Annotated in this window: 19 protein-coding genes, 2 pseudogenes and 1 other annotated feature; of the genes and pseudogenes, 7 read left to right on the top strand and 14 right to left on the bottom strand. The window is 36.9% G+C overall.

Annotated elements, in window-relative coordinates; all coding sequences use genetic code 11:
• Nucleotides 1–100: 100 nt before the first annotated feature.
• On the top strand, nucleotides 101–886 hold the full coding sequence (locus MLE14_RS06705; protein ID WP_243297583.1) for a sulfotransferase domain-containing protein: 786 nt from the start codon (nucleotides 101–103) through the stop codon (nucleotides 884–886).
• 99 nt (nucleotides 887–985) lie between these two features.
• Here the strand turns inward: MLE14_RS06705 and MLE14_RS06700 are convergent, their stop codons facing one another.
• The 5 genes from MLE14_RS06700 to MLE14_RS06680 form a co-directional block, all read right to left on the bottom strand.
• Complete coding sequence (locus tag MLE14_RS06700; RefSeq protein WP_243297582.1) at nucleotides 986–1,351, bottom strand: hypothetical protein; 366 nt, start codon at nucleotides 1,349–1,351, stop codon at nucleotides 986–988.
• 155 nt (nucleotides 1,352–1,506) lie between these two features.
• Nucleotides 1,507–1,962: a dTDP-4-dehydrorhamnose 3,5-epimerase family protein gene (locus MLE14_RS06695; RefSeq protein ID WP_243297581.1), complete on the bottom strand. Its 456-nt coding sequence runs from the start codon at nucleotides 1,960–1,962 to the stop codon at nucleotides 1,507–1,509.
• Complete coding sequence (gene rfbD / locus MLE14_RS06690; RefSeq protein ID WP_243297580.1) at nucleotides 1,955–2,803, bottom strand: dTDP-4-dehydrorhamnose reductase; 849 nt, start codon at nucleotides 2,801–2,803, stop codon at nucleotides 1,955–1,957. Before rfbD ends, MLE14_RS06695 begins: the two co-directional genes overlap by 8 nt.
• On the bottom strand, nucleotides 2,800–3,771 hold the full coding sequence (gene rfbB, locus MLE14_RS06685) for a dTDP-glucose 4,6-dehydratase (protein ID WP_243297579.1): 972 nt from the start codon (nucleotides 3,769–3,771) through the stop codon (nucleotides 2,800–2,802). Before rfbB ends, rfbD begins: the two co-directional genes overlap by 4 nt.
• Before the next feature lie 5 nt (nucleotides 3,772–3,776).
• A complete protein-coding gene (locus MLE14_RS06680) occupies nucleotides 3,777–4,496 on the bottom strand; it encodes a sugar phosphate nucleotidyltransferase (protein WP_243297578.1) in 720 nt (239 codons plus the stop codon).
• A gap of 288 nt (nucleotides 4,497–4,784) precedes the next feature.
• Here MLE14_RS06680 and MLE14_RS06675 point away from each other — a divergent pair, with 288 nt between their 5' ends.
• Nucleotides 4,785–5,084, top strand: a complete 300-nt coding sequence (locus tag MLE14_RS06675; RefSeq protein WP_279326147.1) for a TIGR04104 family putative zinc finger protein — start codon at nucleotides 4,785–4,787, stop codon at nucleotides 5,082–5,084.
• Between the two features lie 42 nt (nucleotides 5,085–5,126).
• On the opposite strand, the gene metG is transcribed toward MLE14_RS06675, so the two are convergent.
• From metG to MLE14_RS22585, 5 genes and pseudogenes are all read right to left on the bottom strand, one after another.
• Nucleotides 5,127–6,764 (bottom strand): methionine--tRNA ligase, encoded by a 1,638-nt coding sequence (gene metG, locus MLE14_RS06670; protein WP_243297577.1) that lies wholly within the window; start codon nucleotides 6,762–6,764, stop codon nucleotides 5,127–5,129.
• Between the two features lie 54 nt (nucleotides 6,765–6,818).
• Nucleotides 6,819–7,088 (bottom strand) — a binding site (T-box leader).
• 55 nt (nucleotides 7,089–7,143) lie between these two features.
• Entirely contained in the window at nucleotides 7,144–7,695 is a 552-nt protein-coding gene (locus MLE14_RS06665) for a GNAT family N-acetyltransferase (protein WP_243297576.1), read from the bottom strand.
• A gap of 126 nt (nucleotides 7,696–7,821) precedes the next feature.
• Nucleotides 7,822–8,319: a GNAT family N-acetyltransferase gene (locus MLE14_RS06660; RefSeq protein WP_243297575.1), complete on the bottom strand. Its 498-nt coding sequence runs from the start codon at nucleotides 8,317–8,319 to the stop codon at nucleotides 7,822–7,824.
• Nucleotides 8,320–8,339: 20 nt separating this feature from the next.
• Nucleotides 8,340–8,720, bottom strand: a pseudogene (locus MLE14_RS06655) (N-acetyltransferase family protein); the annotation flags it as partial.
• A 12-nt stretch (nucleotides 8,721–8,732) separates the two neighbouring features.
• Complete coding sequence (locus MLE14_RS22585) at nucleotides 8,733–8,867, bottom strand: hypothetical protein (protein WP_313897574.1); 135 nt, start codon at nucleotides 8,865–8,867, stop codon at nucleotides 8,733–8,735.
• A gap of 102 nt (nucleotides 8,868–8,969) precedes the next feature.
• Between MLE14_RS22585 and MLE14_RS06650 the strand changes: the two genes are divergently transcribed.
• Together MLE14_RS06650 and MLE14_RS06645 are read left to right on the top strand one after the other, a co-directional pair.
• A complete protein-coding gene (locus MLE14_RS06650) occupies nucleotides 8,970–9,167 on the top strand; it encodes a hypothetical protein (RefSeq protein ID WP_243297574.1) in 198 nt (65 codons plus the stop codon).
• 10 nt (nucleotides 9,168–9,177) lie between these two features.
• On the top strand, nucleotides 9,178–9,357 hold the full coding sequence (locus MLE14_RS06645) for an H-type small acid-soluble spore protein (RefSeq protein ID WP_243297573.1): 180 nt from the start codon (nucleotides 9,178–9,180) through the stop codon (nucleotides 9,355–9,357).
• A gap of 30 nt (nucleotides 9,358–9,387) precedes the next feature.
• Here the strand turns inward: MLE14_RS06645 and MLE14_RS06640 are convergent.
• Together MLE14_RS06640 and MLE14_RS06635 are read right to left on the bottom strand one after the other, a co-directional pair.
• Nucleotides 9,388–9,794 (bottom strand): annotated as a pseudogene (locus MLE14_RS06640) (NUDIX hydrolase).
• Entirely contained in the window at nucleotides 9,791–10,504 is a 714-nt protein-coding gene (locus tag MLE14_RS06635) for a class I SAM-dependent methyltransferase (protein ID WP_243297572.1), read from the bottom strand. Before MLE14_RS06635 ends, MLE14_RS06640 begins: the two are co-directional and overlap by 4 nt.
• Nucleotides 10,505–10,680: 176 nt before the next feature.
• Between MLE14_RS06635 and MLE14_RS06630 the strand changes: the two genes are divergently transcribed.
• Complete coding sequence (locus tag MLE14_RS06630) at nucleotides 10,681–11,970, top strand: uracil/xanthine transporter (RefSeq protein WP_243297571.1); 1,290 nt, start codon at nucleotides 10,681–10,683, stop codon at nucleotides 11,968–11,970.
• A gap of 51 nt (nucleotides 11,971–12,021) precedes the next feature.
• Here the strand turns inward: MLE14_RS06630 and MLE14_RS22425 are convergent, their stop codons facing one another.
• The gene (locus MLE14_RS22425) at nucleotides 12,022–12,156 is read right to left on the bottom strand and encodes a hypothetical protein (RefSeq protein WP_279326146.1); all 135 of its coding nucleotides are present in this window, start codon (nucleotides 12,154–12,156) and stop codon (nucleotides 12,022–12,024) included.
• A 29-nt stretch (nucleotides 12,157–12,185) separates the two neighbouring features.
• Between MLE14_RS22425 and MLE14_RS06625 the strand changes: the two genes are divergently transcribed.
• Entirely contained in the window at nucleotides 12,186–13,202 is a 1,017-nt protein-coding gene (locus MLE14_RS06625; RefSeq protein WP_243297570.1) for a nuclease-related domain-containing protein, read from the top strand.
• 471 nt (nucleotides 13,203–13,673) lie between these two features.
• Here the strand turns inward: MLE14_RS06625 and MLE14_RS06620 are convergent, their stop codons facing one another.
• Nucleotides 13,674–14,114, bottom strand: a complete 441-nt coding sequence (locus tag MLE14_RS06620; RefSeq protein WP_243297636.1) for a DUF2269 family protein — start codon at nucleotides 14,112–14,114, stop codon at nucleotides 13,674–13,676.
• Nucleotides 14,115–14,305: 191 nt separating this feature from the next.
• Here MLE14_RS06620 and MLE14_RS06615 point away from each other — a divergent pair, with 191 nt between their 5' ends.
• Complete coding sequence (locus MLE14_RS06615) at nucleotides 14,306–15,466, top strand: MFS transporter (protein WP_243297635.1); 1,161 nt, start codon at nucleotides 14,306–14,308, stop codon at nucleotides 15,464–15,466.
• The last annotated feature ends 46 nt before the right edge of the window (nucleotides 15,467–15,512 follow it).

Below are 15,512 nucleotides of genomic sequence, written 5' to 3'. Positions count from 1 at the left end.
AATATATTAACAAGCGACCCATATTGACCAGGTTCGCTTGTTGTATTTTTATCTAATATTTAGCAGAACAGCTTGTTTTTTTAGAAAAGGGGGAATACGAGTGGAAAAAATAGCACCAGATGAAAGCTCTAAACCGTTTGTTCCTGATTTTTTGATTATCGGTGCACAAAAATGCGGAACCACTTCTTTGTATAACTATTTAATCCAGCATCCTCAAGTTATTCCAGCCAAAACGAAAGAAATTCATTTTTTTGATATTCATTTTAAAAACGGCTGGGAATGGTACTGCAGACAATTTCCCATGGCTTTAGAACCTAAAGAAAATTGTATAACAGGGGAAGCAAGTCCTTATTACCTTTTTCATCCTCATACCCCTAGTAGAATCCTTCAGCTGATGCCGAAAGTAAAGCTGATTATTTTATTAAGAAATCCAGTCGACCGTGCCTATTCTCACTATCATCTAATAGCCAGAATGGGAAAAGAAACTCTATCTTTTAAAGAAGCGATCCGACATGAAGAATCCCGGATAAAGCCAGAATTAAAAAAGATGCTAGAGGATGAAAATTATCAAAGTACCGATTATCAGTACTACTCTTATTTGGCTAGAGGACGTTATGTAGAACAGCTAAAGACGTGGATGAATCTTTTTCCTAAGGAACAATTCCTCATTATAAAAAGTGAAGATTTATACTTCAATCCTGCGAACACCTTTCACCGTGTGTTAGATTTTTTAGGTTTGCCAAAGTACGATCTTTACGTTTATAAAAAGGAAAACTATGGAGAATACCCTGAATTGGACTTACAGCTAAAAAATCAGCTGGCAGATTATTTTAAGCCCTATAACCGACAACTCTATGAATATATAGGTATTGATTTTGGCTGGTAGACACAGCTTTCAGTTAAAAGAAACTGCCTATTCCCTATATTAAAAAATGGATAGGCAGTTTCTATTTTTAAACTTCTTCTGAATATATGAAGATATTATTTAGAGCTCAACATCTACTCCTGGAAGTTCCCATCTGAAAAAATCTCCAGACTTAAAAGTCGCGTTAACATCAAGAGTCCCGATAACACCTGCTGTACCGGTAATAAAAGGAACGATATTAGGAGTATTGGCCCGGATGACAACTTCATACTGACTTGGAAAAATAGTAGGCGTGAAGTTCCGAAAAGTACCGCTGCTAGGCGCTATAATAAAAGTTTCATCAAAAACTGCAGCTTTAGGTGAAACAGAAGTGTCAAATATTAGAAGATTAACAACCTGGGCTTCGGTTGTTTTATTCATAAGGTCGATTCGAAGAATACTAAGATTTAGTAATCCCCCTACTTGGCCAGTTGAAGTAATAAACATAAAGTTTAATCTCCTTTCTTGTAATTATAGTAAGATTATATTTAAAACTTCCGTCATTGCTTGTATGACTATCCGATTGTTGCAATTTGTTTAAATGCGGAAATGGGGGATTAGATACTCTTTTATTAATTAGATGATGTCTTATATTTATTTTTTTATCTAAATTTCGTTCTCCAGTCGAATCCAATGATTGGGTCATTCCAAGGGATCCTTTTCTCATCCGGATTATTGTGATTATAGGACTGTGTTGTAAAATAAATGATAACAGCTGGCTTATTTCCTAACACTCGATAACCATGCGCCACACCTTTAGGAATGACTAGTATAATTGGATTTTCCTCCCCCATATAGTAGACATCAGTTTCTCCTTTTGTTTTTGAATCCTCTCTTAAATCATGGAGAACGACTTGAGCATTCCCGGATGGAAAAAACCACACATCATCTTGTTTTTCATGATAGTGAAAAGCTTTTATGACTCCAGGATAGCTCATAGACATCGAAGCCTGGCCAAAACGAGTAAGCAAGTCTTCATCGTCTCTCACTAGCTCCATAAAAGTTCCACGATCATCTACATGTTTTAATAATTTTTTTACTTTTACACCCTCAATCATTGGCTAACTCCTTTCGCAAAAATTCCCTTAGAGCGTCATCCCATTTTCGAGGAGGTTCTATATGGACATTTACTAGTTCCTTTTGGTCCAAAACTGAATATTTAGGTCGTTTAGCAAGCGAACCATATTCTTCAGTTGTGCACGGTATGACTAACTCAGGGTCAGCGCCAGCCTCCTGGTAAATCCTTTTAGCAAATTGGAACCAGCTGCATGACCCAGTATTACTGACATGATAGATTCCATCTGGCTTATTCATTAAAGCTAATAGAACCCTTACTAGATCTACTGTATACGTTGGACTGCCAACCTGATCATCAACAACTTTTACCTTTTTATTTTGTTTTGCGAATTGAAGCATTGTATTAACAAAATTTTTACCTCCATGCCCATATAACCAAGAGGTTCGAATTATTGTACATACAGGTAAAATTTTTAGTACCGACTTTTCACCTGCTAATTTGCTTAATCCATAAATCGATAAAGGGTTCGTTTCGTCATTTTCTAAATAAGGTACTTCTTTTTTTCCATCAAAAACATAGTCAGTGCTAATATAGAACATCCTGGCACCGATTTTTTGAGCAGCTTTTGCAACATTTGCGGCTCCAATGGTATTTACTTCGTAGGCCTGTTTTATATTAGTCTCACATGTATCAACAGCGGTATAGGCCGCAGTATGAATAATCACATTAGGTGATATTTTCTTTATCACGGTTCCAACATTTTCTTCATTTGTAATATCGAGCTCTTTTTTTCCATAACCGATTATTTGATATTCCTTACTAAATTGACTGATGACTTCCCTGCCTAATTGCCCGTATGCCCCTGTAACCAAAATTCTCATTTTTCTCTCCCCAGATTATGTTTATACCAATCTATAGTTTTGCGGATGCCATCATCAAAAGAGACAGCCGGTTGCCAGCCAATTTGTTTATAGATTTTTTGGAAGTTAATAGAATATCTTCGATCATGGCCTTTTCTGTCTGTTACATGTTCGATTAAATCCTTCGATTTTCCAAGAATATTCAAAATTGATAGAATAACTTCCTTATTCGTTTTTTCACAATCTCCCCCAATATTATAAATTTCCCCTGGCTTCCCATTTTCAAGGACCATAGAAATCGCTCTGCAATGATCTTCAACAAATAGCCAATCCCGAATGTTCATCCCATCTCCGTAAAGCGGAATTTTCTTTTCCTGTAACGCATGTTGAATAATTTTGGGTATAAATTTTTCAGTGTGCTGATGAGGACCATAATTATTGCTGCAGCGAGTAATCATCACTGGAATCTGATAGGTCTTATAGAAAGATCGAACTAAAAGGTCAGCTGAAGCTTTACTTGCGGAATAGGGGTTATTGGGAGATAAAGGTGATTTCTCAGTAAAAGATGGTTCATCCTCGGATAATGAGCCATATACTTCATCGGTAGAAATTTGTATATATTTTTCTGCTTTGCCATGTATGACATAATTTAATAAATTGAATGTACCTTTAATGTTTGTTTCAATAAATGGAGCTGCATTTTCAATGCTCCGGTCAACGTGAGTCTCTGCCGCAAAATTGATAATGGCAAAATACTTTTTATCAAATACTCTTTTTAGCTGTTCATTATCCGCAATATTGCAATGAAAAAATCGGTATCTGCTGTGTTTATCGAAATTGACCATGTTACTCGAATTACCAGCATAGGTTAATTTATCAACATTTGTGATGTGATATGAAGTATTATTTAGTATAAATTTTATAAAATTTGAACCAATAAAACCTGCTCCGCCAGTAACTAAAATATCTTTTTGTCTATATTCCTCCATCAAATTTATTCCCCTTCGAAGAAATGTTTATTTGCATTATACAAAGCTTCGTGAGTACCCGCATCCAACCACCAGCCACTTAAAATATCATAATTCAACTCATTTCTATTAATATATAAATTATTTAAATCAGTAATTTCCAGTTCGCCACGTTCAGAGGGTGACAAAGATTCAATTAAATCAAAGACACTATTGTCATAAAAATAAATACCTGTCACACAAAAATTGGATTCAGGATTCTTGGGTTTTTCTATAATCGATTTTATTCTTTGATTCTTGTCATCGACTATTGCAACACCGTACCTCTCGGGGTTACCTACCTCTTTTAAGAGTACTTTTGCTCCATAATTTGCTTTTTTAAAATCTTCTATATAGGGTTCTAAATCATCATCAAACAGATTATCACCCAATAAAACAACAAACTTCTCACTTACGAAATCCTTTGCACAGTACAATGCGTTTGCGATTCCGCTACCCTTTTCTTTTTGAATCGTATAGAATAATTGAACTCCCAACTCGTCACCTGAGCCAAATATTCCATTAAATAAATCTATATCCTCTTTATTCGTTACAATTAAAATTTCTTGAATTCCCGCTTGCGCTAATTTTTTTATAGGCCAATAGATCATAGGATAAGAACCAACCGGGAGCAGGTGCTTATTAATAATCTTCGTGAAAGGTCTTAAGCGAGTACCTGAGCCTCCAGCTAGTATGACGGCTTTCATCAAATATCCCCTTTCAAGATTTTACTTCCTTTATAAATGTATGTTTTAAAACACCTAAAGGGTACAACCCTTTTGGTTTATGTATAAAAATGTGCATATCCCTTAATCCGTGAATTTGTATTTGAAGATGGAGGAGTTAGTTCTGTGAACAAAAATACATTTAACAATGAAATGAAAGAGGATCATAAAATGATAAAGTGGATCTTCAAATAAACCATTACATGAATCTTTTTATGTTTAAGTACGTATTACAATTAAAGAATCGGATTTTGATTGAAAGGTGCGCAAATGCCTACTTGTCAATATTGTAAAAGCAAATGGACATGGTTTGATTCACTTAAAAATGTGATGTCCTTTCGCAAAAAAATGTTCTGCAGATATTGCGGAAACTATCAATATCAAAGCAAGTCTTCGAGAAATAAGATCTCATTATTAGTAACTCTCCCAGTGCTTTTACTTCCTTTTTCTGTTGTGTTTAATTGGTCAATATCATCAGTATTATTGTTACATTTTGTATTAATTATGGCAGTATTTGGGATCTTGCCATTTTTCTTGCAACTATCTAAACATGATGAACCGTTATGGTAGGAAGATAGAGACCTCTTCAATAGAGTCTCTATCTTCATTTCCTTATTTTAAAGACTGCTTCTTCAGTTTTTCTGATTCCTCATTAATCTGTTGTACATCTATTCTTTCAAAAAGCGGCTTTACCTCTTTAATATGTACCTGTGGGAGGTCAAATGGACTCCAGCTTTGATGCCCTAGCTTAAGTACCTTTTTTATCTCATTACTTGAAAACGGCAAAAATGGACTTAATAGCTGAGATAAGTTTCCAATGATATAAACACAAGTGGCAATTGTATCATCGCAAAGACTGCGGGCTTCATTTATTTGCACCCACGGCTTTTGCATATCAAAGTATTTATTCGCGAACCGGATCAAATAAAAAATCTCTTCCAATGCTTGTTTCAAATGCGTATTTTCGATAAGCGACCCAACTTTGTGATAGAGTTCCTCAGTTTTTTGTTGTATGTCAGCGTTGATTTCTCCTTTTGGCAGATTTCCATCATAATATTTTTCAACGAACTTTAAAGTACGGTTGACCAAATTCCCATAAGCACCAAGGAGTTCACTATTGTGACTGTAAATAAATTCACGCCAGGAAAAATCGGTGTCCCTATTTTCAGGAGCGTTGATCGTTAAAAAGTAACGGATTGAATCTGGATGATACCTTTCAAGTATGTCTGGCACCCATACTGCCCAATTTTTACTGGTGGAAAGCTTTTGTTTTTCTAATGTCAAATATTCATTTGAAACGATAAGAGTCGGTAAAGATTTTACCTCGATTCCCATTAATATGGCTGGCCAAATCACGGAATGAAAAGGAATGTTGTCTTTGCCATGAACATAGTAAGCAACGGTATCCTTGCTCCAAAAGATTGAATCATCCTTTCCTTGTTCATTAGCCCACTTTTTACTGGCTGAGTAATAACCGGACACTGCTTCAATCCAGACATAGATTTTTTTATTTTCATAACCGCTCACAGGCACACTAACACCTAAAGGAAGGTCTCTTGAAACCGCCCGATCTTGGAGTCCTTCTTTTAAATATCTATCTGTCAGTAGAATTGCATTTGGACGCCATAAATTGTTTTCTCTGGCATAGTCCACATGCTTTTCAAGAACTTGTTGGAATGTACTAAGCCGAAAATAAAAGTGCTCCGTTTCCATAGGAGTTGGACGGTCCCCGCATAATTTACATCTTTTATCTCTTAAATCAAGCGGGTCTAAAATGGCTGAGCAATATTCGCATTGATCTCCTCTCGCCTGTTGACCGCAATGAGGACAGCTTCCTTCTACATAGCGATCTGGCAGAAACTGATCACAACTCGGACAATATGCTTGCTCCACGGTTTTCTTGTCGATATGTCCTTTTTTCAGCAATGTGAGAAAAATATCCTGAACTATCCTGTGATGGAATTCACTATCGGTTCTTGTGTAACAGTCAAAAGTAAAGCCTAGCTTTTCAAAACAAGTTTTAAATTCTTGATGAAAATGATCGGCAATTTCTTGAGGTGAAACTCCTTCTTGTTTAGCTCTAATTGAGATAGGAGTACCGTTACAATCGCTTCCCGAAACATATAGAACCTGCTCTCCCTTTAACCGGTAATATCTAGCCAAAATATCACCAGGCAGCAGGCTCGCGATATGTCCAAGATGTAAAGGCCCGTTGGCATAGGGCCATGCCCCTCCAATAAAAATACTCATTAACATTCCTCCTAAAAATAAAATAAAAAAACCTCGTCTTTAGACATCAAGTTGCCTAAGGACGAGGTTAGTCTCGTGGTACCACCTTAATTCACTGATTACTCACATAATCAGCCTCTGAAAGTACGGAACTGGTCAGCTCTTATACTCTGACATTTGTAACGAGTGCCAAATCTCGTCGCAGCCTAAGTTCATACAAAAATGGAGTTCGGCTGCGCAGCTCAGAGACCATCTTCGAACGGATCCTTCTTTACCCCTTTTCAGCTGCCAGGGCTCTCTGTTAAAAGAAGCAAATCCGTCTACTTTTCTCTTCATCGCTTTTTATTCCGTGCAATTTTTCTTATTATGCCACAAATTTAGAAAGGAGAAAAGGAAAATTTTACTCCTCACTTCTCCAATTCTCATTTATAATTGCCATTATTTGATGATTTTCCCATTCTCCGTTAATCATCACATTTTTTATAGCGATGCCTTCTTTGTGGAAACCAACTTTTTCCAGAACTCGGATCGAACCAATATTATGGGGCATTACACCAGCATCCAGTCGATGAAGATTTAGTTCTAAAAAAGCATAATCGACAATCATCCGAACTGCTTCCGTCATATACCCCTTGCCATTGTGGCCTTGATCCAGGTAATAACCGAGCCAGCAGTTTTGAAATGGCCCCCGTGCTACTTCGGAAAGCATGGTTACACCAATCAATTCATCTGATTCTTTTAAAAATATACCAAATAAATAAAACTGATCATTTTCTCTCATCTCCGCGGTTCTCTGGATTCTCTGTAATTGCCCTTCTAGTGTGTAAAACGAAACTTTCTTTGTCGTAGTGTACTTTTTAAAAAAATCTTTATTGCGCAGTTCCAATGCCAATAACTCTTCTGCATCTGACTCTTCAAAAAATCTTAAATAAATATGTACTCCTTTAAGCATAGTAATTTTCCCTTCTTCTTTTTAGTTCATAAATCGATTTAATAAATACATTGGATCTACTGAAAACAATTCTCTCATACTTGTAATCTTTTGTTTGGCCGCAAAATCTTTACCTTTTACATTTATTTACAAAAATAATACCATTCTCTCCTCATCCCAATATGTATCGCCTAGTTTCATCGCCTGCTTCTCGCTTCCACAAACCTGGAAACCTAAAGACAAATAGAGGTTACGGGCTGACTCATTAGAAGACACTACTGTTAAGTGAATTTGTTCCACACCTTCCCACTCTCTTGTTTTCTGAACAGCTTCATTCATTAAAGCTTTGCCAATTCCTTTGCCCCGTACAGTTGGTTTTACATACATGGCTACAACTTGAACTCGATGCTGTAATTTAAGATGCTGTTCTCTGACTACTGTAACAGTGCCAACCAGTTTTTCATCAACAAACGCACCCAAGGTAAACGAAAGATTAGAACGAAATCGTTCTTGATATACCTTAATGGGTCTCTTGATTTCGTCCTCATACCTGGTGGAAAATGCTTCAGGATTCAGTTTTAAAGCTTCAAGTCTTACTTCTCTATATATTTCAGCATCAAAAGGAGTTAATCGTCTAATCTCCATGGAGCACCTCCACTTAAGTATTAAACTAATTTAAACATTAAAATATCATCCCAATACTCTGTATCACTAATTTTCACTTCTTTAATTTTTCTTCCTTCTTCGATAAAACCCAAACTCCTATACAATGCAATTGCTCTTGTGTTTGTTGAAAAAACACCAAGGCTTACTTTTTCAATGTAAGGGTTGTGGGTAGCCCAGTTTAACAGTTCACTGAGTAACAATCTTCCGATCCCCCTGTTTCTGTAATCCTTGCTGATCATAATTCCAAAGGAACCTACATGAGCCAATCTCTTTTGAATATTTGATAAAAAAGCGACCCATCCGACAATTCGATTTTCAACTTCTGCGACAAGAATAGTTTCTCTTTCATTAGCCAAAATTTTATCAATCCAGTTTTGTTGTTGATCTACAGTTTAATTGAATTCTTCCGGAATAGTCATTAAATAATCTCTTTCTGATATCACTTCTTGCTGAATTTGCAGGATTGACTCAGCATCTGTTAATTGAGCAGTCCGAATCGTTATCATTGTATTTTTTATATGAGGCATGTTTATCCCCCCTTATTTGCAAATAAAGTTTTTAAAAGCTAATAAAAATAATAAATTTGGAAAAATTATACCTAGATTACAAAAGGAGTTGTTGCTGTTTCAATGAATGTGGAAGATGCAAATAATAAAAGCCCTTCTGCCGAAACAAATCACAAGAAGCAGAATAAGCAAATACCGCCATATTACCTAAATTTTATGCCAGATCATGATGTCATTCTTGATGAGGATTCGGCGGAAAATATTACAAATGTTGAAGATGCTGAAAGTGATGCTCAAATTAAAAACATTGATATGGAGTGAATAAACAAATATGGATGCAAAACGTGTAAAACAAATATTATCATCGTCTGCTGATATTGAAGTCCAATACAATGGAGTCTCTGTCTGGATTGATAAATTAAATGAAGACGGCCGGACTGCAACGGTCCATTTAAGAGGACCTCTTGAAGAAAGATCCATTGTTGAAATTGATGAGCTTGAAGAAAAATAATATTGATAAAAGGGGATAGAACTGAAGGTTTTATCTCCTTTTTTGTAACGATTCCATTAAAAAATCTCGATCTTCCGGATAGGTGAGAACTATATTTCTTATTTCATCTGCTGATTTCCAAGCAATATCATAAATGAGCTGATCAGGGTCTTGGATTTTCCTATTCCCTCCAATCAGTTTAGTATGAAAATATCGAACTTCAGCCATCCATTCTCCGTATTCTCTCTTTTTACAATAGATTTCATCTAGTACTTCTACCCGATACCCCGTTTCCTCGAACACTTCCCTTTCGCAGCATTCTTGAAACGTTTCATCACCATTTTTTTGACCAGAAGGAATCGACCATGTCTTTATGCGTCAGGTTTCCCCTGCAATACCATTAAGATTTCATTCCTGTTATTGATACATAATCCTGCTGCCCCTTGCCATATTTTCATGTTTCATTTCCTTTCCTAGCAACAAAAGTTATTGCATTTGTTTTAAGCAAAATTGACTTCTTGTTTCTGGTAATCTCATATTCAAGCGGTTTAATGAGTTCCGATATGACCTCCCAGTTCTGAAAAACATGATGTAATTTGGCAATTAAATAATCGGTTGGAAGATTGATTTCCATTAAAGCATCTAACGGTTCTCCGGATACTCTATCAATCTCTTGAACTTCTGAATTAATAATCAAACATGTAACACCGTTCAGTTTTGTTCCGCTTGCAATTCGATGTAAAACCTGCTCAAACACTTCTTCCGATTCTACGTGTTCAAGGCTTGATACAGCTAAAACGAAATCATACTGTTCTTTTGGAATACAATAGTCACCAATGTCTGCCTTTTCTGGATGAATAATATGATGAACTCCATAATTGCTGCTGTAAACATTCAGTTTTTCCAAGGCTGATTCGAGAAAATCTACACATACCACTTTTCCATGCCGGTCTTTCAGCTTTTCTGCGGTTGGAATACTGTTTCTCCCAACTCCACAGCCTAAATCAAGCACCTGTATATGGTGCTTGCCATCAAATATTTCCATAAGATCCATAACGGTTTTGACCGGTTTAGCTAGCCACGACCCTTCTTCGAACAAAGAATAGTGGGTATAACAGAAATCATGATATTTCTTTTCTTCATTTCGAATGAATTCGATTCTATTCATTGCCATAACCCCATTTATCAATCTTTACCAACTACTATATCCTAATTCCATTTCTTAGAAAAGACGATATCATTTTTTATGAAGAGATATTTAAATTGCGATATAAAATAAAAGGTCTATAATATGTAGAGGAAACACACAGTAAACAACTTAGAATGATCGAAAGTGGTGATATGATGAGGAACTCTATTACTCTATTTTCATCCGTTCAGTGGCTATTTTTTATTTTCGCTAATACAGTTGTAGTTCCTCTTTCGATTGGAACTGCTTTTGAACTGCCTGCTGCAGATATCGCAATGATGGTTAAGACCACACTGATCTTTACGGGAATCGCCTGTATTTTGCAAGCAAGATTTGGCCACGGATATCCGATTATGGAAGGACATTCAGGGATCTTCTGGGGAGTTATGCTTAACTTAAGTCTATCTGCGTCTTCTCTCGGATTAAGCTTAACTGAAATTGGTGGTGGAATTGCAACTGGTATCCTGTTGTCGGCAGTCGCAACTGTTCTCCTTGCAACATTTAATTTAGTATCTTGGGTTCAGCGAATTTTTCCGCCTATGGTGGCTTCGGTTTACTTATTTCTCTTGTCGTTTCAATTAATCTTTATCTTTTTTGAAGGGATGTTAGGAAAAAAAGCGGACGGCACATTAGACATCCCTGTAAGTTTATTATCCGTCTTTATTGTGATACTAGTTATTTTATTAAAAATCAAAGGCAATACATTGATCAGTAATTTTTCTATTTTAATAGGAATTGTTGTAGGTTGGATATTATATGTACTATTGTTTCCTGGACAGACAACCTCTGCAAATCTGAATGGAAATACCTTTACCTTGTTTCCTCTTGGAAAGCCGAATTTAGAATTAGGGATCATAATTGTTACTTTTTTTGCGGGATTATTGAATATAAGTAATACTGTTGCATCCATCGATTCGGCTGCCAGAATTTTTAATGATAAAGTAAAATTCGTACAGTATCGAAAATCGATGTTTTTAACAGGAATTTATTCGATTTTTGCATCTGGGTTTGGTCTTGTACCTTATACGCCATTTACATCTACCATTGGTTTTTTACAAAGTACCCGAATTTATGATCGAAAACCGTTTTATCTGGGAGGGGCCCTTTTAACTATCATGGGCTTAATTCCTATCTTCGGCTCATTTTTGGCTACAATGCCAATTACTATAGGAAATGCCGTGCTGCTTGTGTCCTATCTTCAGTTATTCGGGACAGCCTATAGCAGTTTAAATGGAGCAACGTTTACATCCAACTCGATTTTTAGATTTGCGATTCCGCTATTATTTGGGGTCAGCTTAATGAACCTGCCTGTTGAAATCTATAGCAGCCTGCCAGCACTGATACAGCCGTTTATTTCAAATGGTCTTATCATGGGAATGCTTCTTTCTATTATTTTTGAGCTAGCATTTAAGTGGGAGCGGTTAGAACCTGCCGAAGGGAAATAATAAGAATGTAGAGCAAACGCTCAGAGTTTCATTACTCTGAGCGTTTATCAATTAATCTAGTAAATTTTTTTCAAGAATATTAATCAAATCATCGGTTGGACCGAAAACGGTTTTATGTAGTTTTTCAATGCCATTTAAAATATCTGCAGAAGGCAGCTCGTGATAAATATTAAATTCATAGTTCAAAACTAGTTCCCCATCCTTTATAGTATAAAGTGTCAGATAAACTAAAAATACTTGGAGGTGCACTTACTATTATTGAAAAAATTAGAACAGAAGCTTTAAGTTTTGACGGTTTAGACGCAGCCATTAGCCGGCTTCCTAATCATCACCCTAAATTCAAAATCTTAAAAGACAGACATACTGCGTTAGAATCAGGAATTGGCGGCGAAAAAAGAGTAGAAGATACATTAAGGTCCCACTCACTCCCCTTTGAGAATCGCATATTCTTCGATTTACATCTCTTCTCCACTGAAAATTTTCAATTAGATGCTATCATATTGACCCCTTCTTATGTGCTGATTTTAGAAATTAAAAACATTAGCGGTATTTTATCTTTTAATGACGATCCTCCGCACTTAATGAGAACCAACTCTGATGGCAGCAAAGACGGATTTGACAGCCCTGTCCCCCAGCTTGAACGAAATTGTGAACTGTTATCTAAATGGCTTTCTAAGAAAAGTATTGATCTCCCCGTTTTCGGAGCTATCGTTCTCGCCTACCCCAAACAAATTGTTGACAAATCACCCGCTGCAACTACGATATTGTACCCTAAATTAATTCCTGCTTATATCAAAAAATTGTTCGATGAGCATAGGAGTAAAAGTTTAGACAAGAAATCATTTCATCGGCTAATTTCTGAAATTATGAGGAGCCACAGCATCTATGTACCGAACCCTATTGCAGATACGTATGGCATTTCGAAAAATGATTTCAAGACCGGAGTAAAATGTAAGGAATGTGGTATTTTCGGCATGCGGAAATATTTTAAAAAATGGGTATGCGATAGCTGTGGGAATAGGAGTGGGGTTGCACATTACCATGCTATGAAAGATTGGTTCTTGCTGTTTGGCGCAAGGATGACGAATCGGGATTGCAGGGAGTTTTTGGGGGTGGATAATAAACATAAGGCAACACGGATATTGCAAAGTATGGATTTAAAACATGAAGGGAGTTTTCGTGATCGGGTATACTGGATGGATTTAAGGACTTTTAAAATTCCTAGTGAATAAAAGGCAGGTTAGTGGAAAGTGTCTACCTATCGAGACTAAATCCACCGTTACCAAGACTAAATCCCTCGCTACCGAGGCTAAACCCACCGCTACCGAGACTAAATCCATCGCTACCGAGACTAAATCCATCGCTACCGAGACTAAATCTCTCGCTACCGAGACTAAATCCCTCGCTACCGAGACTAAACCCACCGCTACCGAGACTAAATCCACCGCTACCAAGACTAAATCCCTCGCTACCGAGACTAAACCCACCGCTACCAAGACTAAATCCCTCGCTACCGAGACTAAACCCACCGCTACCGAGACTAAACCCACCGCTACCAAGACTAAATCCCTCGCTACCGAGACTAAACCCACCGCTACCGAGACTAAACTTCACGCTACCGAGACTAAATCGCGCCTATGGAGAAGTATCCACCCGCTTCCGGTAGTAAACTCCCCTCTACCAAAACCAATCTGCTGAACAACCTACCACCAAACCGGTTTCATCACCATAAACCAAAGCATGATTAAAAGTAAGACAATATAAAACCATACAGAACGCTGAAGTTTTTCAGCTAATTGCACTTGATTAAAGTCAGGTTCAGTGAACTGGTTTAAAGTCGGAGTAAAGGCCCGAGCCAGAAAGACAATTGAACTAAACATGACAATCAAAGTCATAAAAATCCAGGATGTGCTCCATGGCCAGCCGCCCACATAAATAAGCAGTACACCAGAAATGATTAGTGCATGCCCGGCGTGTTTGACAATTCTTATACACGATCTAAAGATAATTAAATAAGACTGGATTTCTTCCACCCTAGCCGAACGAAGTTTTTTTAACAGAGTCAATAAAACAAACAATGGACCAATCGATAAGATCGAACTAAAAATATGAATATACACTATCAATTTATATAATAAAAACATCGTCATTCAAATCATCTCTCAGCAGTATATGATAAACTTTCCTTTATTATATAAGATATAAAATGATAGAAATTAATAAATGTAAAAGTAATTGTTACGAATTAGCAAACCTTTGCAGCGTAATACTTGCCTATTATGAGATAAAAGGAGAAGATTAAGGTGTAGGATGACCATTGGAGGCGACTGGTATGATTCGTGTATTTGTTTTTCTTATAATCTTTTTCTCATTCTTTGATCTATTTACACAGCTTCCTATAATGACTCCTCTTGCTGCATCACTAGGGGCAACTCCTTTTTTAACCGGATTAGCTGTGGGAATGTACTCTTTTTCCAATACTATTGGAAATGTGGCGTCCGGGTTTATAACGGATAAAAAAGGACCTTCTTTTATTATAAAAACAGGGTTATTGCTTACTGGCGTTATTCTCCTCCTTTATTCCTTGGCTGCCCATCCATGGCTTTTGCTAATTCTTCGATTTTTGCACGGTTTAGCAGCCGGATTCATTACTCCAGCAGCTTTTACCTACGTAGCCAATACAACCGCTAAAGAGAAAAAAGGTAAGAACGCTGCACTTACCGGAGCATTTGTCGGGTTAGCGGCTATAGTCGGCCCTGCTTTTAGCGGAATTGTTGCCAGTAAAACGAATGAAGTTACGGTTCTTTGCTTGACAGGAGCTTTTATGCTGTTACTAGCTATCGTGGCTTTATTGGTTCTGCCAAAATATCAAAAACCGGCATCTTTTGAAAAACAAACTGAGTCAATACCTGTCCGATTTCTGTTCCGAAATCCGCTCATCATGAAATCATTTGCGGGTGCGTTTTTCCTAATGTTTTCTCAAGGGGTTTTGGCCTATATGCTCCCATTGAAGGTAGAACAGCTTGGCTATGATGCACGAACAAGCGGCATGCTGTTAAGTACATTTGGGATTGTCGCTGTGTTGATTTTTGTACTGCCAATTAACCGATTATTTGATATCGTAAAGCCTATTAAAACGTTAAGCTTCGGTATGACTACGATGGGACTTAGTTTTTTGCTGATTAGCAGCAGTCAGGATATTTTTATTCTTTATGTTTTAATGGCTTTTTACGGAATAGGTTTTGCCTTCCTATTTCCCTCTCTTAATACCTTGCTGATTGAGGCTACCGAAGAAACACACCGGGGTAAAGCATATGGCTACTTCTATGCCTTCTTTTCTTTCGGTGTCGTATTTGGATCAGGTACAACAGGATTACTCGAACTTTCTTCCAACCAAGGATTTGTTCTGACGGGAACACTATTAGTCATTATTTCTGCGTTTATTTTATTTAAGAAAAATAGTAGATTCGCAAATGTTAAAGGTTGGCAGAAATAGAGAATATCTCTTATCATAGAGCAAAAAGTTGATCTCAATAAAAAAT

It is taken from the genome of Bacillus litorisediminis (genome assembly GCF_022808645.1).
In the GTDB taxonomy this organism is placed as follows: Bacteria; Bacillota; Bacilli; order Bacillales; family JC228; genus Bacillus_BF; species Bacillus_BF litorisediminis.
This window is presented reverse-complemented; position numbering and strand designations above follow the sequence as displayed.